This window comes from Williamsia sterculiae, assembly GCF_900156495.1.
Lineage (GTDB): Bacteria > Actinomycetota > Actinomycetes > Mycobacteriales > Mycobacteriaceae > Williamsia_B > Williamsia_B sterculiae.
The window spans coordinates 116843-142154 of sequence record NZ_FTNT01000012.1 but is presented as its reverse complement, the minus strand read 5'-3'; the positions used below and the strand labels follow the sequence as shown (position 1 = coordinate 142154).

22 protein-coding genes are annotated in these 25312 nt (G+C 70.1%); 15 read left to right on the top strand and 7 right to left on the bottom strand.

All coding sequences use genetic code 11. From position 1 onward, the window contains the following. Window positions 1–54 precede the first annotated feature (54 nt). Window positions 55–1563, bottom strand: a complete 1509-nt coding sequence (crtI, locus tag BW971_RS18005) for a phytoene desaturase family protein (protein ID WP_076482435.1) — start codon at window positions 1561–1563, stop codon at window positions 55–57. Then, the gene (locus BW971_RS18000) at window positions 1563–2705 is read right to left on the bottom strand and encodes a polyprenyl synthetase family protein (RefSeq protein WP_407701235.1); all 1143 of its coding nucleotides are present in this window, start codon (window positions 2703–2705) and stop codon (window positions 1563–1565) included. The genes crtI and BW971_RS18000 overlap by 1 nt, the downstream gene beginning before the upstream one ends. 118 nt (window positions 2706–2823) lie before the next feature. Between BW971_RS18000 and BW971_RS17995 the strand changes: the two genes are divergently transcribed. Beyond that, window positions 2824–3789 (top strand): methylenetetrahydrofolate reductase, encoded by a 966-nt coding sequence (locus BW971_RS17995; protein ID WP_083710302.1) that lies wholly within the window; start codon window positions 2824–2826, stop codon window positions 3787–3789. An 11-nt stretch (window positions 3790–3800) separates the two neighbouring features. Here BW971_RS17995 and BW971_RS17990 read toward each other — a convergent pair whose 3' ends face one another. From BW971_RS17990 to BW971_RS17970, 5 genes are read right to left on the bottom strand one after another with little or no spacing between them, the layout of a single operon-like run. Next, window positions 3801–4967 (bottom strand): glycosyltransferase family 2 protein, encoded by a 1167-nt coding sequence (locus BW971_RS17990; RefSeq protein ID WP_076482431.1) that lies wholly within the window; start codon window positions 4965–4967, stop codon window positions 3801–3803. 11 nt (window positions 4968–4978) lie between these two features. After that, entirely contained in the window at window positions 4979–5719 is a 741-nt protein-coding gene (locus BW971_RS17985) for an LppM family (lipo)protein (RefSeq protein ID WP_076482492.1), read from the bottom strand. Between the two features lie 50 nt (window positions 5720–5769). Further along, entirely contained in the window at window positions 5770–6558 is a 789-nt protein-coding gene (locus BW971_RS17980; protein ID WP_076482429.1) for a carotenoid biosynthesis protein, read from the bottom strand. Continuing rightward, entirely contained in the window at window positions 6555–8189 is a 1635-nt protein-coding gene (locus BW971_RS17975; RefSeq protein ID WP_076482427.1) for a phytoene desaturase family protein, read from the bottom strand. Before BW971_RS17975 ends, BW971_RS17980 begins: the two co-directional genes overlap by 4 nt. Before the next feature lie 9 nt (window positions 8190–8198). After that, entirely contained in the window at window positions 8199–8771 is a 573-nt protein-coding gene (locus BW971_RS17970) for a GNAT family N-acetyltransferase (RefSeq protein WP_076482425.1), read from the bottom strand. A gap of 341 nt (window positions 8772–9112) precedes the next feature. Between BW971_RS17970 and BW971_RS17965 the strand changes: the two genes are divergently transcribed. From BW971_RS17965 to BW971_RS17900, 14 genes are all read left to right on the top strand, one after another. Then, window positions 9113–9580 (top strand): SAV_6107 family HEPN domain-containing protein, encoded by a 468-nt coding sequence (locus BW971_RS17965; protein WP_076482423.1) that lies wholly within the window; start codon window positions 9113–9115, stop codon window positions 9578–9580. A gap of 210 nt (window positions 9581–9790) precedes the next feature. Further along, entirely contained in the window at window positions 9791–10204 is a 414-nt protein-coding gene (locus tag BW971_RS17960) for a DUF3040 domain-containing protein (RefSeq protein ID WP_076482421.1), read from the top strand. 392 nt (window positions 10205–10596) lie between these two features. Continuing rightward, on the top strand, window positions 10597–11034 hold the full coding sequence (mraZ, locus tag BW971_RS17955) for a division/cell wall cluster transcriptional repressor MraZ (protein WP_076482420.1): 438 nt from the start codon (window positions 10597–10599) through the stop codon (window positions 11032–11034). Window positions 11035–11206: 172 nt separating this feature from the next. After that, entirely contained in the window at window positions 11207–12181 is a 975-nt protein-coding gene (rsmH, locus tag BW971_RS17950; protein WP_268811137.1) for a 16S rRNA (cytosine(1402)-N(4))-methyltransferase RsmH, read from the top strand. After that, on the top strand, window positions 12178–12999 hold the full coding sequence (locus tag BW971_RS17945) for a cell division protein FtsL (protein WP_083710277.1): 822 nt from the start codon (window positions 12178–12180) through the stop codon (window positions 12997–12999). The genes rsmH and BW971_RS17945 overlap by 4 nt, the downstream gene beginning before the upstream one ends. Before the next feature lie 77 nt (window positions 13000–13076). After that, the gene (locus BW971_RS17940; RefSeq protein ID WP_083710274.1) at window positions 13077–15065 is read left to right on the top strand and encodes a peptidoglycan D,D-transpeptidase FtsI family protein; all 1989 of its coding nucleotides are present in this window, start codon (window positions 13077–13079) and stop codon (window positions 15063–15065) included. A 119-nt stretch (window positions 15066–15184) separates the two neighbouring features. Next, window positions 15185–16810 (top strand): UDP-N-acetylmuramoyl-L-alanyl-D-glutamate--2,6-diaminopimelate ligase, encoded by a 1626-nt coding sequence (locus BW971_RS17935; protein ID WP_076482418.1) that lies wholly within the window; start codon window positions 15185–15187, stop codon window positions 16808–16810. Continuing rightward, window positions 16807–17343 (top strand): hypothetical protein, encoded by a 537-nt coding sequence (locus tag BW971_RS21740; RefSeq protein ID WP_076482417.1) that lies wholly within the window; start codon window positions 16807–16809, stop codon window positions 17341–17343. Before BW971_RS17935 ends, BW971_RS21740 begins: the two co-directional genes overlap by 4 nt. Then, the gene (mraY, locus tag BW971_RS17925) at window positions 17343–18440 is read left to right on the top strand and encodes a phospho-N-acetylmuramoyl-pentapeptide-transferase (RefSeq protein ID WP_076482415.1); all 1098 of its coding nucleotides are present in this window, start codon (window positions 17343–17345) and stop codon (window positions 18438–18440) included. The genes BW971_RS21740 and mraY overlap by 1 nt, the downstream gene beginning before the upstream one ends. A 1-nt stretch (window position 18441) precedes the next feature. Next, window positions 18442–20007 carry a UDP-N-acetylmuramoyl-L-alanine--D-glutamate ligase gene (gene murD, locus BW971_RS17920; RefSeq protein ID WP_076482413.1) on the top strand — a complete coding sequence of 522 codons (1566 nt, stop codon included), beginning with the start codon at window positions 18442–18444 and terminating at the stop codon, window positions 20005–20007. After that, the gene (ftsW, locus tag BW971_RS17915; RefSeq protein WP_083710271.1) at window positions 20004–21644 is read left to right on the top strand and encodes a putative lipid II flippase FtsW; all 1641 of its coding nucleotides are present in this window, start codon (window positions 20004–20006) and stop codon (window positions 21642–21644) included. Before murD ends, ftsW begins: the two co-directional genes overlap by 4 nt. Beyond that, the gene (murG, locus tag BW971_RS17910; protein WP_076482412.1) at window positions 21641–22813 is read left to right on the top strand and encodes an undecaprenyldiphospho-muramoylpentapeptide beta-N-acetylglucosaminyltransferase; all 1173 of its coding nucleotides are present in this window, start codon (window positions 21641–21643) and stop codon (window positions 22811–22813) included. Before ftsW ends, murG begins: the two co-directional genes overlap by 4 nt. After that, window positions 22810–24321 carry a UDP-N-acetylmuramate--L-alanine ligase gene (gene murC, locus BW971_RS17905; protein ID WP_076482410.1) on the top strand — a complete coding sequence of 504 codons (1512 nt, stop codon included), beginning with the start codon at window positions 22810–22812 and terminating at the stop codon, window positions 24319–24321. The genes murG and murC overlap by 4 nt, the downstream gene beginning before the upstream one ends. Next, entirely contained in the window at window positions 24314–25234 is a 921-nt protein-coding gene (locus BW971_RS17900) for a cell division protein FtsQ/DivIB (RefSeq protein WP_200799467.1), read from the top strand. The genes murC and BW971_RS17900 overlap by 8 nt, the downstream gene beginning before the upstream one ends. The last annotated feature ends 78 nt before the right edge of the window (window positions 25235–25312 follow it).

Below are 25312 nucleotides of genomic sequence, written 5' to 3'. Positions count from 1 at the left end.
CGGAATCGGGCGGTCGCGCCGTGGGTACCGAGTTCGATGGTGGACACGCCGCGCTCAGCTCCGCGGCAGACCGACAAGACGGGACACTCGGCGCGCGGCCAGACCCCCGGACACCAACACCGGTGGGATACCGACCCCGGGCAGCGTCTGCGCACCGGACAACACCACGTTGGCCACCCCCGGCACGGTGGTCGGGGTACGCAACGGCCCGGTCTGCAACAGGGTGTGCGCCGCCGAGAACGGCGTGCCCGCAGGCATATCCGCTGATGCCCAGGTGGACGGATCGTCGACGCGGAGCACCCGTAGTCCCGAGATCCCCGGGTAACCGCGACGCTCGAGGACGTCGAGTATCTCCGCGACGTAGGGGCGAGAGATGACATCCCAACGCAGATCGGCGGAGTGCAGGTTGGGACACGGGGCCAGCACCGACACCGACTCCAGCCCGTCGCGGATGAAGGTGTCCGGGTCGGTGCGGCCGGGTCGGGTGAGCAGGAACGACGGATCTGTCATCAGTCGTCCGGGGGTGGCGGTGATCTCCCGGAACGTCTCGTCCCAGGCGGCGCCGAAGTCGAGGGTGTGATGCCCGCCCGGCCAGGAGTCGGTGACCGTGGTGGGCAGGGTGCCGTGCACCACCACGGCGCTGGGCGACCACCGGATGCGGCGCCGGCGGGCGGCTTGCGGGAGCAGACGCTCCGTGACGGGTGTGTCGGTACCGAGAACCACGGCGGCACAGTCGAGATCACCGTCTGTGGTGGTCACCGCACGCGCACGGCCGCCGCTCACCCGCACCCCGGTGGCCGCTGTACCGAGCACCATCCGACCGCCGGCGGCGGTGAACGCCTCGGCCATCACGTCGCCGACGGTGCCCATACCGCCACGGCAGTAGTAAACGCCGAGCCCGACGTCCATGTGCGAGATGATCGCGTAGATCGCCGGTGCCCGGTTCGGCGGCACCCCGGCGTAGAGCGCCTGGAAGGTGAACACCCGCTGCAGTCGTGGGTCGCTGACGAATCGCCCGATCGCCGAGGTCAGGGTGCGTAACCCGCCCATGGCGACCAGCCGCGCGGCCCTCGACCGGGTGTCCGGGGCGAAAAAGTCGGCCAGACCGTCGAAGTCGCGGTCGACGAAGGTGTCGAACTCCACGTCGTAGAGTCGCGACAACCAGTCGCGCAGCCGTAGGTACCCGGACCGCTGGTCCGCACCGAAGGTGTCCTCGATGGCGTCGGCGAACCGTACCGGGTCGCGGTGCACCTGTAGGGCGCTGCCGTCGGCGTAACGCATCCAGTACGCGGGGTCGAGGCGGACCGACCCCAGTCGGGCCCTGGTCTCGTCGGGCGTCACACCGACCGCGGACATCGCGTCCTCGATCAGGGCGGGCATGGTCAACACCGTCGCCCCGATGTCGAACGCGTGTCCGCCGATGTACTCGGTGCGGACCTTGCCGCCGGGGCGCGGGGCGGGGTCGACGACGGTGACCTGTGCACCGACGCCCTGCAATCGCAGCGCCGCCGACAGACCGGACAGTCCGGCGCCGACGACGACGACGTCTGGTGCGTCGCCCATCAGGCTGCGCGGTCGGCGAGGCGGCGGCCGAACGCGATGAGGTCGTCGGCGGCGCCGGGGTCGGCGGGTCCCGACCGCAGTTCGGTCACGGCGGCCTCCACCCGGGCGGCGATGTCGTCCTCCACTGCGGCGACCGAACCCAGATCGGTGAGCACGCCCCGGATCTCACTGAGTTGGGTGTCGGTGAGCGGGTGGCCGACGGAAGCCCGCAGCAGGCGGGCCGCGGCCGGGTCGTTGTCGTCGGCCCGGGCCAGGGCATCGGCCAGCAATGCGGTGCGTTTGCCCGCCACCAGGTCGTCACCCGACGGTTTGCCGGTCTGTGCCGGGTCACCGAACACCCCCAACAGGTCGTCGCGCTGCTGGAATGCGGTGCCGAGATCGTCACCCACGGTGGCCAGCGACGCGAGCAGGTCGTCGGACGCGCCCGCGAGGGCGGCACCGAGCTGCAGCGGTCGGGTCACGGTGTAGGCGGCCGTCTTGAACCGCATCACCCGGCGCGCGGCCTCGGGCGACTCGTCGCCGGTCGCCTCGGACAGGATGTCGAGGTACTGACCACCGAGTACCTCGGTGCGCATCGCCGCCCAGATGGGGGCCATCCGGTCGCGCGCCTCGGGCGCCAGACCGGCGTCGGCGACCATGTCATCGGACCAGCTCAACGCCAGGTCGCCGAGCAGGATCGCGGTGGACATCCCGAAATGGTCGGAGTCGCCTGCCCATCCGTGGTCGCGGTGTCGGGCGGCGAACTCGCGGTGCACGGTGGGGAAGCCGCGTCGGGTGTCGGACAGGTCGATGATGTCGTCGTGGATCAGGGCACAGGCCTGGATCAGTTCCAGTGCCGCGCACACCTGCAGCGTCGCCGTCGCCTCCGGGACGTCGACCCCACCGCCCGCACATCGCCACCCCGACCACGCGAAGGTGGGGCGCACCCGCTTGCCACCGCGCAGCACGAACGCGCGCATCTCGGCGACGGCGTCGGCGAACACCGGTGACACCGCGCCCGTCAGAGCGGTACGACTGTCCAGGAAATCGGTGAGGGCCGCGGCCGCCGCCGACGGCACGTCGGCGAGCCGGCGGGGCGTCCGAGAGGGCTGAGCGCCTGGGGCCGTCGCACCCGTGACACCGGTGTCGGGCGCGGATGTCACCCGCGGACCTCGGGTCGGTGCCTCATACCGCCAACATTACGTGTCCGGCCGGTGGGCGTTCGTGTCCGTGTCCCCTCGGTGTCCGAAGGTGTACCCCCTGTGTCCGTATGCTGGGCCGGTGAGCAACGCCAGTCCCCAGTCGTCGATCGTCGAACGGCTGAAGCACCCCGGCGCCGTCATCCACCGCCCGAATTCCGATCCCGTGCCCTTCTCGGTGGAGTTCATGCCACCTCGCGACGCCGCGGCCGAGGCCCGGTTGTGGCGGGCCGTCCGCATCTTCGAACGTATGCGACCGGCGTTCGTGTCCATGACCTACGGCGCAGGAGGTTCCACCCGCGAGCGCACGGCCCGGATCACCGGGCAACTGGCCCGCGAGACCACGCTGCTGCCGGTGGCGCACCTGACCGCGGTGTCGCACAGCGTGTCCGAACTGCGTGCGATGGTCGGTGCCTACGCCGACGAGGGCATCACCAACATCCTGGCGTTGCGCGGTGACCCGCCCGGCGATCCGCTCGGTGAATGGATCAAGCACCCCGACGGGGTGGAATACGCGGAGGAACTGGTCCGCATGGTGCGCGACCTCGGTGACTTCCACGTCGGTGTGGCGTCGTTCCCGGAGGGTCATCATCGTGCCCCCGACCTCGATCACGACACCCGCCATCTGGTCGGGAAGCTGCGCGCGGGCGCCGAGTACTCGATCACCCAGATGTTCCTCGATGTGGACGACTATCTCCGGCTGCGTGACCGGGTGTCGGCGATGGACCCCGAACAGGGCCGCAAGCCGCTCATCCCCGGCATCATGCCGATCACCTCACTGAAGTCGTTGCGGCGGATGGTCGAGCTGTCCGGGGCGAGCATCCCGCCTGCCGTCGAGGCCCGGTTGACCGCGGCGGCGGGCGACGGACCCGAGGAGGATCGGGAGGCCGTGCGAGCCGTCGGCATAGACCTGGCCACCGAGCTGTCGGAACGGTTGATCGCCGAGGGCGCGCCCTCCCTGCACTTCTGTTGCCTGAACTTCGCGCGCGCGACCAGTGAGGTGCTCACCCGGCTCGGCCTGGACGTGCTCACACCCGTGGGTGGATGAGCTGAGTCGTGTCAACCGATGCGTCGGCCGCGCCAACTGCGGTGCCCGCGCCGTCGGGCGACCACGGAGTCGGTGACCGCGGCGGCGAACACCGTCGCCGACAGTGGGTGACCTATCGCGCCGGCCAGGTCTGCGGCGGTCAGTCGACCGCATTCGACGCGCCTGCTGAGCAGTCGTGAGGTCACGGCGAGGCCGATGGCGATCGCCGCCCGGACCCGCCGGGTGCCGAACACCAGCGTGACCGCGGGCAGCGAGTACACGCTCACCACCACGGCCGCGACCGCCAGCGCGCCCGCATCACCGCCGAACTGCTCGGCCAGCCAACGGCGGTACCCCTCGCGGGCACCGTGGTCGTCCTCGTACATCCGGCAGTGTGCGGTGTCGGCGCCACAGCGGATCTCGGTACCCCATCCGAGCGTCCGCAGGTGTCGTGCCAGCGCCAGGTCCTCGGCGGCGGCGCCGATCACCGGTCGGTGTCCGCCCGCCCCGAGGTAGGTGCCGAGTCGGGTGACCAGGAACTGACCGTTGGCGATCGCCGTCGACGGCCGGAGCGAGCCCTGTGTCACGCGCAGCGGGACACTCGTCAGCCAGGACCACGCCAGCAGCGGCTGCACCAGCTGCTGCAAGCATCCGTGGGCCAGCTCGGCGGGCCAGACGGTGAGCAGCCCTGGTTCCGGTAGCCGCCGACGACGGCGGTCCGCGGTGATCGCGCCGAACGTGGCCGCCGCCCGGGGGACGGCGTCGGGGGAGAGCCGGACGTCGGCGTCGAGGAACATCACCAGATCGTCGGACGTCCCGTCCGCGACCCCGCGGTCCAGCAGGGTCAGCAGCGCGGCCACCTTGGGGTTCGCACCGTCGGCCGGCGCGGCCGCCGATGCCAGCACCGCGAACCGGGGATCACCGTCGACCGCCCGGTCGGCGACCGCGAGGGTCTGGTCGGTGGACGCGTCGTCGAGGATCCGGACCCGGAGGTCGGCGAGACCGGACTGGGCCCGCAGATCGGCGATCAGGGGACCGATCCGTGCTGCCTCGTCGCGAGCGGGGATCAGCACCCAGACAGTCGTGTCGACCGGGGCGTGTGGGATGTCGAGCCGGTGGAACCGGCGTGCGTTGTCGACGGCGATCGCGAGGTTGACGGCCGCGACCACCACCGGTGCCCACCCGGCGACGCTGCGCATCCGGCGCGGCGTCAGGTCCGCTCGGCCCGCGGTCGGGAATCCTTCTCGGCGGTCGGCGTGCCGGGCCGAGGGGAGCGGTCGCGGAAGACATACGCCAAGCCGATGACCGCGAGCACCACCAGCAGGGTGATCCCGGCCAGCAGCCAGGTCCAGTCGCCGAAGGCAGCGGTGCTCGGATCCGGATAGTCGGCCTCGGCGGTCATCTGCACCTGCTGCGACGGGTCGGGGGTCCACGTCGCCGAGTCGTCGGTGGTCTGTTTGCCGTTGCTCGCCGACACCGGGCCGGAGAACCGGACGGTGAACTCCACGTAGTCCTTGCCCGCGGTCAGCGCCGACAGGTCACCCGAACCGCGGAAGCGCACCACGTCACCGCTGCGTTTGGCGGTGAGGTCCATGGTGACCGTCGAGTCGGGGTAGGCCTCACCGATCAGGTCACCGAGCTGGTTGAACTGACCCATGCTGATCTCGTTGTAGGTGACCCGGGTGCCCACCATCTCACCCTGCTTGTACTCGCTCGCCGAGACGTTGCCCGCCATCGACTGCGGTACGTCGACCTGCGGTCCCTTGCCGGTCAGCGGGTTCTTCTCGGCCAGCACGAAGTCACCCCACAGCCGGTCTCCGACGTAGGACGACGACTGCAGGCAACCGGACAGCAGCGGCGAACAGAGCAGCAACAGCACGGTCGCGACGAGCCCGATCCGGGCGGTACGGCGGCCCGTGGTCGTGGCACGTGCGGTGGAAGAATGCGGCACAGGATCATCGTGCCAGGTGACCGCGGCGATCGGCGGCACCGACTCGACTCTCACCGCGTCCGGCCCGTCCGTTTCTCGATCGCGCGGATGGCCGCGGGCACCCCGAGCACCCCCATCGCGACCAGGCCATAGGGCACTCCGACGGCCAGCTGCCGATCGTCCAGGAACACCAGATGCGCCAGCGCCGACCCGAGCCAGGTCCACGCGAACCAGACACCCGGGACCACCGGGAACCCCCGATGACCGCCTCGAACGCGGTCGAGCACTGCCACCAGCGCGAACACCACCACGGCGACCAGCACCCAGCCGGCGTAGTTGGTCAGCGGGACGTCCGGGACTCCGGGCAGCGCCGGGTGCGGATGTTCCCAGGTCCATAGCCCTTCGGCGACCATCTGCGGGTCCAGGTACAGGTCCCAGCCGAGCATCGCGACGACCGCGGTGACCACCCGCACCACCCGACGGCGTGGGAACACCCAGCAGGCCACCCGCCACACCGAGTACACCCCCACGAACCAGGCCAGGGTCACCACCAGCGGCACCGACGCCACCGCGGGACCGACTCGGTCGGTCGCGTAGTGGTAGGCGCCGAACGGGAATCCGGTCCTGGTGCCCACCGTCTCGGCAACGAAGGTCACGAGCGGAACCGCCACCATCCAGGCCACGGTGCGCCGGGACGTGCCGACCGCCCGGGCATGGGCGACCATCGCGACCACCCCGGCGAGGACCACCGCCACGGTGGTCGCGTCCCGAGTGGATGCGGTGACCAGCGGATAGGTGATCTGCGCGGCGATGCAGACCCCCAACGCGATCACCGCGACGGTCGACGACGGCCGGTTCACGTCCGACGGCCGCGTACCGCGCGACGTAGTGCGCCTGCGGCCCGTGAGCGCAGGGTGTCGGTGCCCAGGATCATGGCCGCCGCGGCACGGCCTGCCGCACCGTTGACCCCGCCGCCGGGGTGGGTGGAGGCACCGGCCAGGATCACCCCGTCGGCACCGGGAACTCGGCGGCCGGCGAGATCGGGGTGCGGCCGCAGGGTGAACATGTTCGGCAGCGACATCTCCACGTGCATGATGTTGCCGCCCCGCAGACCGAGTTCGGTCTCCAGATCCTCCGGCGTCTGGGTGTACACGTCGCGGATCCCGTCGCCGAAGCCGGGTGCGTGGCGCTCGAACTCGGCGAGGACGCCCGCGGTCGCGGCACCGGCCGTGGTGGACCAATCGCGTCCACCGGCGAGCCGTCGGGGATGCCATTGCGCCCACAAGGTGAGTGATGCACGTCCGGGCGGTGCGAGTGTGGGGTCGATGGCCGAGTAGCTCATCGCGACCAGGGCGGGTCGGTCGGGGAGGACGCCGGCGGCGGCCTGCCCGTGGGCCAGCGACAGCTGGGCCCGGTCGGTCACCAGCAGGCCGAGGGCGGAGTGCACCCCGTGTTCGGGCAGGTCGTCCGGCAGTCCGGCGTACTGCGGCAGGGCGTCGGCGGCGACGCGCACCGCCATCCCGATGCCGTTGCCGACCACGATGTCGCGCCGCCACCGGTCCGATGTGGCTCGGTCGAACCCGCCACCGTCCAGCAGGTCCAGGGTGGTCAACACGTGACACGCGGCGACCACCCGCCGGGCGCGCACGGCGCTGCCGTCGGCCAACTCGACCGTCGGTCCCGCCGGCGACTCGCGGATCGCCGTCGCCGCGCACCCGGTGCGCACCCGTGCCCCGTGTGTCGCGAGCACGCTCATCAGTGCGTCGGTCAGCGCACCGCTGCCACCGACCGCCCGTCCCGGCGGCATGTCGTGGAGCAGCGCGGCATACCCGACCATCGGCGCGGTTCCGGGCTCGCTCATCGGCGGTCCCGACTGGGCGCCGAACCAGGCCAGCGCGGCCTTGAGGCGCTCGCAGGTGAACCAGCTGTCGAGCAGGTCGTCACCGGACTGCAGGAATTCCCGCGACAACATGCCACCGGCATCACGGCCGGTGGTCCCGTCGCGGGTGGGCAGACCCCAGAACGCGCGCGCCATGGCCACCGGGCCCGGTGGCCCGCAGAAGGCGCGTACCAGGGCTCGGCCCCGTGGCGCCCACACCCCGACGAAGGTGCGGTACGCGTCGGCGTCGCGCTGACCACACGCCTCGGCGATGGACGCACAGGTGCGGTCGAGATCGGTGTGCAAGACGATGGCCGGTCCGTCGGCGGTGGCCGGGGCGAAACCCCACGGGTCGCAGTCGAGATAATGCAACCCGTGGTCGGTCAGTCGCAGCTCATCGATGATCGGCGTGTGCCGGATCATGATGTGCGCCGACGAACCGCGGTCCACTCGATAACCGGGGAAGCGTTCGACCGTGCTCACCGCCCCACCGGGCACCTCGTCGCGTTCCACCACCAGCACGTCCTGACCGGCGGCGGCCAGGTAGGCGGCGGCGATGAGCCCGTTGTGTCCGGCACCGATCACCACCACGTCGGCGGATTGCGCGTTCACCGCGACGCCCTACAGGGGTAACGCCCGACTCAACACCGCGAACGGACGCGGGTCACCGGTGAAGGTGAACCCCCGTAACACGTCGGTGAAGCCGAGTCGTCGGTACAGATGCCACGCCCGGTTGCTCTCGCCCGCCACCTCGGGGGTCGAGAGCAGCACGCGGCGTTCCTCGCGATCGCGCAGCAGCCGCATCAGCAGCAGTTGACCCACCCCCTGTCCCTGCGCGACCGGGTGCACGTGCAGTTCGGTGAGTTCGAAGTAGTCGGTGACCACGTCGTCGATCTGCGGTCGGGTGCGACCCGCGCGCCGCAGACCCGCCGCGAGCTGGTCGTTCCACCACTGTCCGGGGCCGCCTCGATAGCCGTAGGCGATGCCCACCAGCGTGTCGGTCCGCGCGCCGGGTTCGGACCGCACGGCGGCGATGCCCTGCCATCCCGGTCTGCGGGCATGTTCGCGCCACAGCGGGGCGCGGTGGCTCTCGGTGCCGCGTGGGTACTCCATGGCGGTCACGTAGACCGACAACGCGGGGTCCAGCCAGCTGCCGAGATCTCTCGGGGAGAGCTCCACCAGTCGGATGGTCACGGGTGCGCCTGCCTGTATCGGTGTGTCGGGTCGGTGTGTCGCTGTGCGGACCGGCTCGGCCCTTGAACTCCGGCCACCGCTCCCGTTATATTGAATAGGTCGAACGGGTGTTCGAGTACTCAACCTCCGCAAGCGCGAGTGACTTGTGACCCGACGGCCACGGTCCGGTGGTGGGCGAGGGAAGCGCCTGCCACCGGACCCGTCATCACACATCGGACCGGGCGTGGGCATCGACCCACGTCGGCTCGGATGTCAGAGGGTGCGGGGATGCTCTGGAGATCGGATCGCGTTGTACCGGACCAGATCGGTCGACAGCGGAGCACGCCAGGGAGGTGGTGGAAATGGGAACCACGGCACGGAGCAACCGCGCACGGGGGGCAGCGGTGACCGCGCCCGACCCGCGGGCCATCTGGCAGGCGCGTGACCTGTTGTCCCGCGCGGATGAGCTGGTCGGACAGGCTGTCGCCACCACTGATCACCTCGAGCGTTTCCGGCTGTTGTACGTCGCCGCCCTGCGTGGTGCGGGAGCGGCGTTGGCGGTTCGCGAGAACCCCGGTGCGCGCCGCACCTCGAACAGCGCCTGGGCTCGGTTGCCCCGAGCGGTGCCGTCGCTGGCCGCGGCGGCCTCTTACTTCGCGGGCATGTCGCGTCTGCGCTCCGACATCGAGGCCGGTCTCGACCGCACCATCGGTCATGCCGACATCGTCGACATCGAGGGCCGGGTGCGCGGGCTGCTCGACGACGTCGATGCCGTCATCACCGACTACGAGCGGGGAGTCCGTCACGATCAGGTCGCCCGTTCGGCCTGACCGGGCGTCGGTTGCCGTGGTCCGACCCACCCGGCGGAGATGATCCACCGGGCAAATCGAAGACGTCACACGGTTATAGTGGTCGCAGAATCCACAAGCTCGTATCATTGTGGAAGAGCCCGCGAGCGTGCGGGTTCGCGCCTTCTTCGAAGCCATCGTCCGGTGGTCACGGAGTGGTCGGAACTGTGATCTGTTTGAGGAGGAGGGGCGGTGCCACTCTCGGAGCACGAGCAGCGAATGCTCGAACAGATCGAGAACGCGCTGTACGCGGAGGATCCGAAGTTCGCTTCGAGCGTCCGTCGTCGACGTCTCGGTGGCTCCACCACGCGCAGGCGTGCCCAGGCGGCGGTCATCTTCGTCGTCGGGTTGGTTCTGCTCATCGGTGGTCTGGTCGTCAACGTCACCATCGGCGGTTTCCCGATTCTGAGTCTTGTCGGGTTCCTCGTCATGTTCGGCGCCGGTTTGATGGCGCTGTGGGGTTTCGGCTCCAAGGGATCCGAAGCGCAGTCGTCGACCGACCAGTCCGGCGGCACCGGCCAGTCCAAGCGCAAGGGCGGTGGATCGAGCCGCAAGTTCTCCGAACGCATGGAGGACCGCTTCAACCGTCGTTTCGAACAGGAGTAACCCTCCACCACGTCAGTCAGCTGACCGGGGCCGCGCATCGTCGAGATGCGCGGCCCTGCTGTCGTGCGGAGCTGGTCGTACCGGCCAGACCCGCCGGTGATCACCCCACTCTCGCCACGCGATTCCACCGTCACCCCACTTTGCTCCACCTTGTGTGTCCGCTCTCTCGTGCCTGGGGTGCATGTGGGCATAGGTGCTGGTGAGCGCGCTGACACAGGTGTCGAACACGCCGGGTGAATTCGAATGCCTCGATCCAATCGTCGCTTTGAGCTGCAGCTTTGCGCTGAGGTGGGGGGAAGTGCCGCCTACGGGGTGGAAAGTGGTGGAAAGTGGGGTACTGTGGTCACAACAGCTCAGGGGATACCACCTCCGAGGTGTAGGCGGGAGGTGTCGTGGCGTTTTTCCTCGGCACCTACACGCCCAAGCTGGACGACAAGGGGCGGCTCACGTTGCCCGCGAGGTTTCGCGACGAGTTTGCGGGAGGGTTGATGGTCACCAAAGGACCGGATCGCAGCCTCGCCGTGTACAAGCGCGAGGACTTCGCCGAGTTGGCCCAGCGCGCCATCGCCGCCGCCAAGCTCAATCCGGAGGCGCGGTCGTTTCAGCGCAACCTGGCCGCGAGCACCGAGGAGCAGCGGCCGGACGGGCAGGGCCGGATCACCCTGTCGAGCAAACACCGGACCTACGCCAACCTGGCCAAGGAGTGCGTGGTGATCGGCAACATGGACCACCTGGAGATCTGGGACGCGCAGGCGTGGCAGGACTACCAGGGTGAGCACGAGGAGAGCTATTCGCAAGGCGGGTTCGAGTCGCTGGACTCGGGCCTGTAGGTGGCGAGCTCACGAGATGCGGGCGACCACATCCCACGGTGAGCCGAGGCCTCTGCCCGATCCGACCCTGACGCACTTCCCCAGCGCCAGGTTCGCGATCGGGCGGAGACCCCGGTTCATCACCACCCTCGGCAGTCCGACCGGGACGGCGGTCACCACGAAAGGTGAGCAGGTGAACCAGGTCTCGGGTGAATTCGGACACGTTCCGGTGATGGCCGAGCGCATGCTGGAGTTGCTCGCCCCGGCCATCGACGGTGCTGCCAGACCGGTGTTCGTGGATGCCACCCTGGGGGCGGGCGGCCACAGCGAGGCCTTCGCCCGGCGGTTCCCGGATCTGCGCATCGTCGCCATCGATCGGGACACCACCGCATTGCTACAGGCCCGCAGCCGGCTGGCCCCGTTCGCCGATCGCATCACCTTCGCCCATGCCCGCTACGACGAGATCGGCGACGTCCTCGACGATGCCGGAGTGGACCGATACCACGCGGCCCTGTTCGACCTCGGGGTGTCGTCGATGCAACTCGACCGTTCCGACCGCGGTTTCGCCTACGCCGTAGACGCCGCGCTGGACATGCGGATGAACCCCGACGACCCGCTCACCGCGGCGGAGGTGCTCAACACCTACCCGCACGGTGAACTGGCGCGAATTCTCTCGCAATACGGTGAGGAACGGTTTGCCGGCCGTATCGCCTCGGCGATCGTGCGCGAGCGCGAGATCGCGCCGTTCGACACCAGTGGCCGGTTGGTGGAGTTGCTCTACGCGGCCATCCCTGCGGCCACCCGACGGACCGGTGGTCACCCGGCCAAGCGAACCTTCCAGGCCCTGCGCATCGAGGTCAACGCCGAACTCGCCTCGCTGCGTGCGGCGTTGCCCGTCGCTCTCGACCGGCTCGCCGTGGACGGGCGGGTCACGGTGATGAGCTACCAGTCGCTGGAGGATCGAATCACGAAGCGCACGTTCGTCGATCGCACCACGTCGACGTCACCCCCGGGCCTGCCGGTCGAATTACCGGGCACCGAAGCCGAATTCCGCTTGGTGACGCGGGGAGCGGAACAGGCCACCGAGGCCGAGATCGAGACCAATCCGCGTGCCGCGTCGGTCCGGGTGCGTGCCGTGCAACGAATTCTGTCGAAGGAGAAGCGATGACCGTCGTCGATGAGCGCGGCAGCGACACCGGATCGCGGCGTCGCCCCGCGACGTCCACCCGTAACCGCGGTAGAACCGGGGCCGCCGACGGTAGTGCTCGTGCCAATCGGTCACCCGCCGCGCAGCGGGCTCTCGATCGTCGTCGCAAACGTCTGGCCGGCCGCACGGCCGCGCCCGAAGCGATTGTCGCCCAGGCGCCGAGCCGTCGCGCGCTCACCTTGCGGTCGCCGATGGACCTGCTCCGCCGGACGCCGTTCGTGGTGGTGATCATCGCCATGTTGTTCCTCGGCCTGGCCTTGACGCTCTTCTTGTCCACCCGGTCGGCGCAGGACTCCTACCGCCTCGGCGTCGAGAAGGATCGCAACGACTCGCTGCTCCACCAGCGGGATGCGGAGAAGAAGTTGTTCGAGGCGGGCGATTCCGCCCCGGAACTGGCCAAGCGGGCTGCGCAACTGGGCATGGTGCTGTCGACCGACGCCCCCCGGGTCCTGACCGGTGCCAACGGCAAGGTCCGAGTCCTCGGCGACCCCGAGCCGGTGCAGGGACAGCCGCAGCGGGCATTGAACACTCCGGTGTCGGCCGCACCGTCGTCGGGTTCGGCCCCGACCTCCGCGCGATCCGGATCGACGAGCAATTCCGGTGCGACCCAACAGACCCCGGTCAGCGCACCGACCGCACCGGGGACCCAGATCGCCACCAACGTGTTGCCCCAGGCGAGTTCCCCGAACGCCGGTCAGACCCCGTCCGCCGGCTCGGCGGTGACCAATACGCCACCGACCGGCGGCGCGCCGACGGCAAATCAGCAGAACAGCCGTTGACAGCGTGGACAATTGCTGACCATGAGTAGCCATCGCGCCCCGGCAGGTGTTCCGGTCGGTGTCCGGATCGCACGGCGATGACCCGCGCCGAGTACCGCCGACCCGCACCCGGCCGGGCCACGCCGTCGGCGCCCACCCGCAACGGTCCCGGGGCCGGCGGCAAAGTCGGCCGCGCCCTGTACGGCCGCGGTGGGCGTACCCATTCCGGTCCGGTCCGTTCCGGTGGGGGCCACCCACCGCGGGGCGGTGGCAAGGGCAAGACCTCCGGGGGCGGCGGTGGACGGCAATTCGTCCTACGGCACAAGCTCGCCACCGCTGTCATCCTCATCGCCGTGGTGGTCGTCGCGGTGAAGATGTTGGTGCTACAGACGATTCAGGCTCCGGGATTGGCCGAACAGGCCTCCGAGCAACGCACCGTGACCGAGGCGATGCCCGCCCTGCGCGGATCGATCCTGGACCGCGACGGCAAACCGCTGGCGTACACCGACGACGCGCGGGCGCTGACCTTCCAGCCGGTCAAGGAGCGCGCGGTGATCGACGACGCGCACCGGAAGAACCCGCAACTGCCCGACACCGACACGCGGATAGCCCAGATCGCCCAGGGTGTGCACGATCGACTCGGTGGCTCGGTGAGCGCGCAGGACGTCGAGTCGAAACTGCGCAGCAACGACACTTTCGTCTATCTGGCGCGGGCCATCAGCCCGGCCACGGCCGACCAGATCACCCAGGATTTCCCGGAGGTCGGAGCGGAACGACAACAGGTCCGCGTCTACCCGGGCGGGCAACTCGCCGCCAACCTCGTCGGCGATGTCGACTTCGACGGCAACGGGCTGATCGGACTCGAGTCGTCGATGGATTCTGTGCTCGCCGGTACCGGGGGTTCACAGACCTACGACCGCGGTTCGGACGGTGCGGTGATCCCCGGCAGCACCCGCAACGTCCACCCGGCGGTCAACGGCGCCAACGTGGAACTGACCATCGACGCCGACACGCAGTACTTCGTGCAGAACGAGGTGCAGAAGGCCAAGGAGATGTCCCGGGCCAAGAACGCCTCGGCGGTGGTGCTCGACGCCAAGACCGGTGAGGTGTTGGCGATGGCCAACGACAACACCTTCGACCCGTCACAGCCGTTGGACCAACAGGGCAAGGCCGAACTGGGCGACCTGCCGGTCACCTCGCCGTTCGAGCCGGGCTCGGTGAACAAGATCATCACCGCCTCCGCGGCGATCCAATACGGACTGACGAACCCCGACGAGGTGCTGCAGGTTCCCGGCAGCATCACCATGGCCGGGGCCACGGTGCACGACGCCTGGGAACACGGCACCGCGCCGTACACCACGACCGGCGTCTTCGGTAAGTCGTCCAACGTCGGCACCCTGATGCTGGCGCAGCGCGTGGGCGAGGACCGGTACGCGCAGATGCTGCAGAAGTTCGGTCTCGGCGTTCGCACCGGGGTGGGCCTGCCCGCCGAGTCCGGCGGTTCGGTGCCCGCGCGGTCACAGTGGTCGGGCGGCACCTTCGCCAACCTGCCCATCGGCCAGGGCCTGTCGATGAGCCTGTTGCAGATGACCGGGATGTACCAGGCCATCGCCAACGACGGCATGCGGGTGCCGCCGCGGGTGATCCGTTCGGTGTCCGACACCGGCGAGCGTGAGCAGCCGGCAGGGGTGCAGGTGGTCAGCCCGCAGACCGCCCGGACCGTCCGCGACATGTTCCGTGCGGTGATACAGAACGACCCGACCGGCGAACAGCAGGGCACCGGCGCCAAGGGAGCGGTGCCCGGCTACCAGATCAGCGGTAAGACCGGTACCGCGCAACAGGTCGACCCGGCGTGCGGCTGCTACTCCGAGTCGAGCTACAACATCACCTTCGCCGGCATCGCACCCGCCGACAATCCGCGCTACGTGGTCGGCATCATGCTCGACGCCCCCACCCGCAGCACCGATGGTTCGGGTGGGCAGTCGGCCGCACCGTTGTTCTCGACCATCGCCGGCTGGATGTTGCAGCGCAACCACGTGCCGCTGTCGGCGAAGCAGGCGCCGAAGCTGGTGCTGCAAGCGGGCTGACCGGGCCTCGGTAAGTTGACACCGGGTCGTACCCCGGATGGCGGGGACGCGACGGTGGTCGGTGCGCGACCCCACGTGCGGTGGGGGAGAAGCGCATCGCGGAGAGGTAGGACGGGGACATGACACCTGCGGGTACCGGCGACGGTTCCGGGCCGCTGCGGCCGCGGCACACCGAGCCGACACCGTTGGGTGAGGTGATCGCCGCAACCGGCGCCCGCGTCGCGGACGTCGACCCCTCGGGTATCACCGTCAGCGGGGTCACCCTGCGGGCGCAGCAGGTTCGGCCAGGTGACCTCTTCGCGGCGCTGCCCGGCCGCCGCGCACACGGGGCGCAGTTCGTGGCCGACGCCGTCGCCCGCGGCGCGGTCGCCGTGCTCACCGACGCCGACGGGGCCGCCATGATCGGCGGCCGGGACGGGTCCGGCGACTTCGCGTGTGCCGTGCTCGTCGTCGGCGATCCTCGTGCCGTTCTGGGTGCCGCCAGTTCACTCATCCACCACCATCCGTCGCGACGGTTGACGCTGATCGGGATCACCGGAACGTCCGGCAAGACCACCACGTCCTATCTGACCGAGGCGGCGCTGGCCGCAGGCGGCCGCACCGTCGGACTGCTGGGCACCGTCGAGACCCGGGTGGCCGGCCGCAGACAACCCAGTGCGTTGACCACGCCGGAGGCCCCGGACCTGCAGGCCATGCTCGCGGCGATGATCGAGCAGGGGGTCGACACCGTCGTCATGGAGGTGTCGAGCCATGCCCTCGAGCTCGGTCGCGTCGACGGCTGCGACTTCGCGGTGGGTGCGTTCACCAATCTCTCCCGCGATCACCTCGACTTCCACCCGACCATGGAGGACTACTTCGCCGCCAAGGCCAGGCTGTTCGGCCGCGGTTCGCCGGTGCGGGCCCGACGTTCGGTGATCTGTGTGGACGACTCCTGGGGCGAACGAATGGTGGAGGTCGCTGGCGAGGCACGAGGCCCGGCGTCGGCGACCACGGTGGCCGCCGGTGCACACCCCGCGGACTGGACCGCGGGGGAGTCCGCCGTCGCCGCCGACGGTTCGCAGCGGGTGACGGTCGATGGGCCGCACGGTGAGTTCGCCCTCGACGTCCCGCTACCCGGACGCTTCAACGTCGCCAACGCGCTCGTCGCGGTGGGCCTCGCGGATGCGGTGGGAGTCGATCCCGCGGTCGCCGCCGGGGCGATCGCGTCGGTGGCGGTACCGGGTCGGGTGCAGACCGTCGATCGTGGGCAGGCGTTCCTCGCCGTCGTCGACTACGCACACAAGCCCGCGGCACTGGAGGCGGTGATCGCGACCTTGCGAGCGCAGACCACGGGTCGGCTGGCGGTGGTGGTCGGGGCAGGTGGCGACCGGGACACCGAGAAACGTCCGATCATGGGCGCCGTGGGGGCACGTGGCGCCGATCTGCTGGTGGTCACCGACGACAACCCGCGCACCGAGACGGCCGCCGAAATCCGCCGCGCCGTTCTCGCCGGCGCCTATCAGGTCCCGGCCGATCTGCGGCCACCGGATTCCGCGGTGGTCGAGATCGGTGACCGCCGCGCGGCGATCACACGGGCCGTGAACTGGGCCCGGCCCGGTGACGTCGTGCTGGTCGCGGGCAAGGGTCACGAGGCCGGACAGGAAGTCGACGGGGTGAAGTATCCCTTCGACGACCGACTGGTGCTCGCCGACGCCATCGACGACGCCACCCGTGACCACACCGGCCTGCCGGGAACACGACCGTGACGCCGTCGGACGTCACCCTCACCGGTGGCGACGGCCCGGTCGACGCCGCCGAGGTGCGTCGGCAGGTGCAGGAGGTCGTCCGCGCCGCTCGTGCCGAGGGGCGCCGGCGCATCTGGCTCGTCGTCGGCGACGCGGCCGCGACGTCCGACGACCTCGGTGCCGATCCGCAGGGACGCCAGGCGGAGAACGATCGGGCGGTCGCCTTCGACGGGGTGGGCAGGCTCGCGGTGCGCCTCGCGGTGGACAAGGTCGTCGCGGTGGGTGAGACGCGTGCGATGCGGGCCCTGCATCAGGGTGCGGTGATGGAGGGTTCGTGGGGCGACGAGGCCGCGTCGGTCCCCGACGCGGATGCCGCACTGACGCTGATCGCCGGGCAACTGCAGGAGGGTGACACAGTCCACGTCGCGGGCGGCGCGGCCGAGTTGTGGCAGCGACTGCGCAGCCTGTTGGATGTCCCGGGGACGTCGGACGCCCGGCCCACGTCGGGGCGGGGTACGGCGTATCGGGGTGGACATCGAGATGAGGACGGGTAGTGCGGCAGATCCTGGTAGCGGGTGTGGTGGCACTGGCGGTGGCGATACTGCTCACCCCGGTGCTGATCAAGGTGTTCTCGCGGCAGGGCTTCGGTCAGGAGATCCGTGTCGAGGGCCCGCAGAGTCATCAGACCAAACGCGGCACCCCGTCGATGGGCGGCGTCGCCATCATCACCGCGCTCTGGGTCGGCTACTGGGTGGCCCAGCTCATCGGTGTGGTCACCGGCGGGCCCGGGCCGAGCGCCTCCGGACTGCTGGTGCTGGGTCTGTCCACGGTGCTCGCCGGGGTCGGATTCCTCGACGACTTCATCAAGATCCGCAAACACCGCAACCTGGGGTTGAACAAGACCGCCAAGTCGGTGGGTCAGCTGATCGCCGCGCTGTTGTTCGGGGTGCTGGCCCTGCAGTTCCGCAACCAGTCCGGTGACGCACCGGCGTCGGCCACCCTGTCCTACGTCCGCGACATCACCGCGATCGGCATGGGTTCCATCGCGTTCGTGGTGTTCTGCTGGCTGATCGTGTCCGCCTGGTCCAACGCGGTGAACTTCACCGACGGACTCGACGGTCTGGCCGCGGGGTCGATGGCGATGGTGCTGGGTTCCTACGTGTTGGTCACCTTCTGGCAATATCGCAACGCCTGCGTCGGCGGCCCCAAGGGTGTCGGCGAGATCAGCCCCGGTTGCTACCACGTGCGCGACCCACTGGACCTGGCCCTCATCGCGGTCGCCGGTGGCGGAGCCTGCCTGGGCTTTCTCTGGTGGAACGCCGCACCCGCCAAGATCTTCATGGGTGACACCGGCTCACTGGCCCTCGGCGGGCTGCTGGCCGGGCTGTCCATCACCACCCGCACAGAGTTGCTGGCCGTGGTCATCGGCGCGCTGTTCGTGGCCGAGATCGTCTCGGTGGTCATCCAGATCGCCTTCTTCCGTACCACCGGCAGACGGATGTTCCGGATGGCCCCGTTCCATCACCACTTCGAATTGGGTGGTTGGGCCGAGACGACGGTGATCATCCGGTTCTGGTTGCTGACCGCGATCGCGTGTGCGCTCGGGTTGTCGCTGTTCTACAGCGAATTCCTGGCCAGCGGCGGGGCGTGAGATGACGGGTGTCGATCCCGTCGCACCGATCGGTCGGGGATTGCCCGGATCGCGCGTCCTGGTGGCGGGCGGCGGGACCGCGGGGGCGTCGGCGGCTCGCTACCTGCACGGCATCGGCGCCGAGGTCACCGTCCTCGACGACCGGTTGGCGTTGCTCGACCCCGCCGTGGCCCGGTCGGGGATCGGCCACGAACTCGGTGTGGAGGTGGTCTCCGCCTCCCGGCTGACCGAGAATCCCGGTTGGATCGAGACACTGGATCTGCTGGTCGCCTCACCCGGGTTCCGCCCCGACAACCCGGTGTTGGCCGCCGCCGCCGCGGCCGGGATCCCGGTGTGGGGTGAGGTGGAGTTGGCCTGGCGGCTCGACGCCGCGGGTGTCTTCGGTCCGCCGCGGAGCTGGCTGGTGATCACCGGCACGAACGGCAAGACCACCACCACCTCGATGACGGCTGCCATCCTGGACGTGTCGGGCGCGTCCGCGGTCGCCTGCGGCAACATCGGCCTGCCGGTGCTCGACGCCCTGCAACTCGATCCTCGGGTGGATGTGCTGGCCGTGGAGATGTCGTCCTTCCAACTGCACTGGGCGCCGTCGGTGGTGCCTGCGGCGGGCGTGGTGCTCAACGTCGCCGAGGATCATCTCGACTGGCACGGTTCCTTCGCCGCCTACGCCGCGGCCAAGAGCGGGGCGCTGCGCGGGCCGGTGTCGGTGATCGGGATCGACGATCCGGGGGCGGCATCGCTGGCCCCGCGGGTCGCGGGGCGGTCGGTCGGCATCACCCTCGACGCGCCCATCGCCGGTCAACTCGGCGTCGTGGACGGCACACTGGTCGACGCCGCGTTCGGACCGGAACCTCGACCGCTGATCGATGCCGACGAAGTCCGTCCGCCGGGTCCGCCCGGACGCCTCGACGCTCTCGCCGCCGCCGCGCTCACCCTCGCGGTCGGGATCACACCGGAGGCGGTGCGCGACGGCCTGGCCGGGTTCAGCCCGGGGGCGCATCGTGGGCAGTCGGTCGCCGAGATCGACGGTGTGCATTTCCTCGACGACTCCAAGGCAACCAACCCCCATGCGGCCGCCGCGTCGATCCTGGCGCACCCACGGGTGGTCCTGGTCGCGGGCGGTCAGCTCAAGGGCGCCTCGGTCGACGACCTGATCGCCGCGGTGCGCGACCGACTGGCCGCCGTGGTGCTGCTGGGGGTGGACCGCGAGCTGATCGTCGAGGCGATCGAGCGACACGCCCCAGATGTCCCAACCGTCACAGTATTCACAAGGGACGATGGCCGGGTGGAGGCCACGAGTCGAGTTGGGGACGTGCCGAGCATTGATCTGTCCGCACACGATCTGCCGGACGACGGTGTATTCGGACAGGGCGATCGGCGGGACACCGCTGCATCGGTGATGGACCGCGCGGTGCGGATCGCGTGGCGATTCAGTCGGGCCGACTCCGGTGCGACCCCGGTCCTGCTGGCCCCGGCGGCGGCCTCACTGGACATGTTCGCCGGGTACGGCACGCGGGGCGACGACTTCGCCGCGGCCGCCCGCCGCCTCGGCGGGGACGCTCGATGACCACGGCGTCCGACACCGACGCGACCCCCGACACCACCCCGACCCGCGGTGCCACCGCCGTCCGCTCGCGCCGTCAGGTCCGGTCCTCGGAATCGGCGCTGCAGACCGGTGTCCGGGTGGCGCGCACCGTGTCGCCGCGGGCGGTCGCCTCGGCGGTTCTCAGTCGACCGTTGGCGTCGTTCCACCTGATCGTCACGTTGTCCTTCCTGCTCACCCTGTTCGGTCTGGTGATGGTGCTCTCCGCGTCGTCGGTCGAGGGATACTCCAAGAGCGGTTCGGCCTACGGGCTGTTCACCACCCAGGTGGTGTTCGCCATCCTCGGGACCGTGCTGTTCTACGTCACGTTGCGGATGCCCATCCGCTTCTTCCGGCGAGCCGCGGCACCCGCGATGATCGCCACCACGCTGATGCTGGCCCTGGTCCTCATCCCGGGGATCGGCACCCTGGCCCAGGGTGCGCGTCGGTGGTTCACCGTCGGCGGGTTGTCGGTGCAGCCCTCCGAACTGGTCAAGGTGGCCCTGTGTGTCTGGGGTGCGCATCTGCTCGCGTCACGCCGCCGGGAGAACGCGTCGATGCGCGAACTGCTGGTCCCGCTGCTGCCGGTCGCGGTGGTGATCTGCGCCCTGATCATCCTGGAGCCGAATCTCTCGACCACCATCACCATCGCCATCATCGTGGGTGCGCTGCTGTGGTTCGCCGGTCTGCCGATCCGGGTCTTCGTCGCGTTCGTCGTCTCCGGCATCGTGCTCGCCGCGGTCCTGGCCATGGCCGAGGGTTACCGCTCACAACGCGTGATGAGCTTCCTGGGGCAGAGCAACGACCCCCAGGGCGCGGGATACCAGGCTCGACAGGCCCGGTACGCACTGGCCAACGGGCAGATCTGGGGTGTGGGACTGGGGCAGAGCCGCGCCAAATGGAACTATCTGCCCAACGCGCACAACGACTTCATCTTCGCCATCATCGGTGAGGAACTCGGTCTCATCGGCGGTCTGCTGGTCGTCGCACTGTTCGCGGTACTGGCCTTCGTCGGGCTGCGGATCGCGATGCGGTCGGTGGACCCGTTCCTGCGCTTGATGACCGCGACCATCACGGTGCTCGTCACCGCGCAGGCCGTGATCAACATCGGGTACGTCATCGGGCTGTTGCCGGTCACCGGTATCCAGTTGCCGCTGCTCTCCGCGGGCGGCACCTCGACCTTCACCATCCTGGTGATGATGGGGTTGCTGGCCAACGCCGCACGACACGAGCCGGATGCGGTGGCGGCCCTGGCGAACGACGGCGAAGGACGCCTGGGCAGGATTCTGCGGCTGCCGCAGCCGGTGGCCTACGCCCCGTCGCGGGTCGACCAGCTGCGAGAGCGGCTGTCGGGTCGGAGATCTCGTGATGCGCGTCCCCGTCCGGCCGCGGGCCGTCAGGCGGCCCGTCGCCCGAAATCGGCCGCGAAGGCCGCCCCCCAGCGAGTACAGACCCGCCAGCGGCCCGCGCGGTCGACCGCACCGTTGCACGGTCGGGTCGCGCCGGGTGGACCCTATCCGCCGCCACCGCGCTACACCCCGCCCGCTCCCGGCGCGCGTCGGGCCGGCCCGCAGCGGTATCACGAACCGCCGATGTCGACCGGTGGCGGTCGGCGTCGATGACCGCCGAGAACCAGACCGGCGCAGCGTTGTCGGTGGTGGTCGCCGGTGGCGGCACCGCCGGACACATCGAACCCGCGATGGCCGTTGCCGACGCCCTGCACCGGATCGACCCGACGATCCGGGTGACCGCGCTGGGTACTGCCCGCGGGTTGGAGACCACCATCGTGCCCGACCGCGGCCACGACCTGCGGCTCATCCCGCCGGTTCCGCTGCCGCGCAAGGTCGGAACCGACCTGTTCACCGTGCCGACCCGGTTGGTGTCGTCGGTCCGCTCGGCCGCCACGGTGCTGCGTGAGGTCCGGGCCGACGTCGTCATCGGATTCGGTGGGTACGTGTCGCTGCCCGCCTATCTGGCGGCTCGCGCGCATCTGCGGGGCGGCCGTCGCATCCCGGTGGTCATCCACGAGGCCAACGCCAGCGCCGGGATCGCCAACAAGGTGGGTGCCCGCTTCGCCGACAGGGTGCTCGCCGCGGTGGCCGGATCGGGGTTGGAGGCACGGGGTTCGGTCGACGTGGTCGGTATCCCGGTGCGCGGGTCACTGGCCGCTCTGGACCGCGCCGCGACACGATCGCAGGCGCGCAACTACTTCGGACTGTCCGCCGAGGCACCCACCCTGCTGGTGTTCGGCGGTTCGCAGGGCGCACGAACGCTGAACGAGTCCGTCGCCGGTGCCGCAGAAGCGTTGGGAACGGCGGGGATCGGCGTGTTGCACGCACACGGCCCCAAGAACACGGTGTCACCCGACTCGCCCGCGGGTGCTCCGCCCTACGTCGCCGTCGGTTACCTCAACCGGATGGATCTCGCTTACGCCGCAGCCGATCTGGTGATCTGTCGGGCCGGTGCGATGACGGTCGCGGAGGTCTCGGCGTCGGGTCTGCCCGCGGTGTACGTACCCTTACCGCACGGCAACGGTGAACAACGGCTGAACGCACGTCCGGTGGTCGAGGCGGGGGGTGGACTGCTGATCGACGATGCCGAGCTGACCACCGACTGGGTCGCCGAGAACGTGCCCGCACTGCTCGCCGACCGTTCTGCTCTGCAGCGGATGAGTACCGCCGCAGCGGCATTCGGTCACCGCGATGCCGCGACCGCGGTGGCCAGGGCCGCGATCGAGGTCGCCGAGGGGCATCGTCCCGACGGGCGCAGGCCACGGGGTCGGTCGCGATGAACCGGGGGACACTGGAGGACTCCGACCTGCGGTTGCCCGTCGAACTCGAGCGGGTGCACATGGTCGGTATCGGCGGGGCCGGGATGTCCGGTCTGGCACGAATCCTGCTGTCCCGCGGTGGCGACGTGTCCGGATCCGATGCGAAGGAGAGCCGCGGGGTGATCGCGCTGCGCGCCCGCGGAGCCCTCATACGCATCGGTCACGACCCGGCCGCTCTGGACCTGCTGCCCGGCGGTCCGACGGTGGTGGTCACCACGCATGCCGCCATCCCCAAGACCAACCCCGAGCTCGTCGCAGCCGCCGAACGGGGCATCCCGGTGTTGTTACGACCGCGGGTGCTCGCGATGTTGATGGCCGGACACCGCACCCTGCTGATCGCAGGTACGCACGGCAAGACGTCCACCACCTCGATGGCGGTGGTGGCCCTGCAGCACGCGGGTCTGGACCCGTCCTTCGCGGTCGGGGGAGAGCTCAACGAGTCGGGCACCAACGCCCATCACGGCGCGGGCGGCATCTTCGTCGCCGAGGCCGACGAGAGTGACGGCTCGCTGCTGGAGTACACCCCCGACGTGGTGGTGGTGACCAACATCGAGGCCGACCACCTGGACTTCTTCGGCACCGTCGAGGCCTACGTGCAGGTCTTCGACGACTTCGTCGACCGCATAGCCCCCGGTGGGGTGCTGGTGATCTGTCTCGACGACCCCGGCGCGGTCGCACTGGCGCAGCGCACCGTCGCCCGTTTCGGTGACGGGCGATCCGTCCTCGGTTACGGCCGCGGCACCCTGGCCGATCGGGTGCCGACCGTCACCAACGTGGCCCGGCTCGACGAATGGCAACCACATGCGGCCGGGGGTCAGCTGCGCGTCACCTTCGCCGACGTCGGGCAGCGCACCCTCGCGATCACCCTGCCCGGTGAACACATGGCCCTCAACGCCCTCGGCGCCATCGTCGGCGCGGTCAGTGCCGGCAGCGGCCTCGACGAGACCGTCACCGGGGTCGAGTCGTTCTCCGGCGTGCACCGACGATTCCAGCTGCGTGGCGACGTCGCGGGGGTGGCGGTGTACGACGACTACGCCCACCATCCGACCGAGGTGCGCGCGACCCTCACCGGGGCGCGGCACATCGTCGACGCCACGGGCGGTCGGGTCATCGCCGTCTTCCAGCCGCACCTGTACTCCCGGACCGAGGCCTTCGCAGCCCAGTTCGCCACCGCTCTCGACCTCGCCGACCAGGTGGTGGTGCTGGACGTGTACGGCGCTCGCGAGGAACCGATCGCCGGGGTCAGCGGTCGTAGCATCGCCGACCTGGTGACCGTTCCGGTGCTGTACCAGCCCGACCTGTCCGCGGTCGCCGATCAGGTCGCGGCCTTGGCTCGCCCGGGAGACCTCATCCTCACCGTCGGTGCGGGCGACATCACCATGCAGGGCCCGGAGATCGTCGAGGCCCTGCGTGTGCGCCAGGCCACCGACGTTCCCGACGACCCGACATCTGGAGGCCCTCATGTCTGATCGTGATCGCCGGTACCGCGACGACCGCATCGCCCGCCGCACCTCGGTGCTCGAGCGCGAGGCCCCGGTCGCCGACGACCGGAACAGTTGGGACGAGGACGATTCCTGGGACGACCACGACTCCTGGGACGACCACGAGGATCGGGACGAGGCGGGGCGAGACGTCGACGCGGAGGCGTCGGCCGAGCGGGTGGCAACCCGCGCCCCGCGCCGGCCCCGTGCCCGGATCCGCGGTGCGCGCACCCTGATCGTCGCGGTGCTGGCCATCCTGGCCGTGGTCGGATTGGTCCTGGTCGCCTACTTCACACCGCTGATGTCGGTCCGGTCGACGACGGTCAGCGGCAACGCCGCGGTGACCTCCGACGAGATCCTGGGCCGGGCCGCCATTCCGCCCGGTGTGCCGTTGCTGCAGGTCGACACCATGGGCGCCGCCCAGCGCATCGCGGGTATCCCGCGGATCGCGTCGGCAAGGGTCAGCCGCTCGTACCCGTCGACCATCGACGTCACGGTGACCGAGCGGGTGCCCGTCGCCTACGTCGCGCAGGCCGCGAACGGAGGCGCCCGTACCTACTACGACAAGACCGGTTTCGGGTTCACGCTGGGCGATCTCCCGCAGGGGGTCAAGGTCCCGGACGTGCCCAAGCTGGTGACCGATCACCCCGGACCGGGCGACGAGGCCACCACCGCGGTGATGACCGTGGTGACCGGTCTGCCCGCCGACATCCGTGGTCAGCTCGCCGAGGTCGACGCCCGTTCCCGCGTCGACATCGGCCTCGTCCTCAAGGACAAGCGCACCGTCGAATGGGGTGACGCCGAGCGGAGCGGGGACAAAGCCACGACACTGCGGATGATTCTGAGCCAGCCGGGCGACCACTACGACGTGTCCAGCCCGGACAACCCCGCATTCCGCTGAGACACCCGATCCACCGGTCCATTTCGTCGCCATCGAGCGACACGCCGTCGCGCCTCCCGGGGCGTGGGCCGCTCGGTG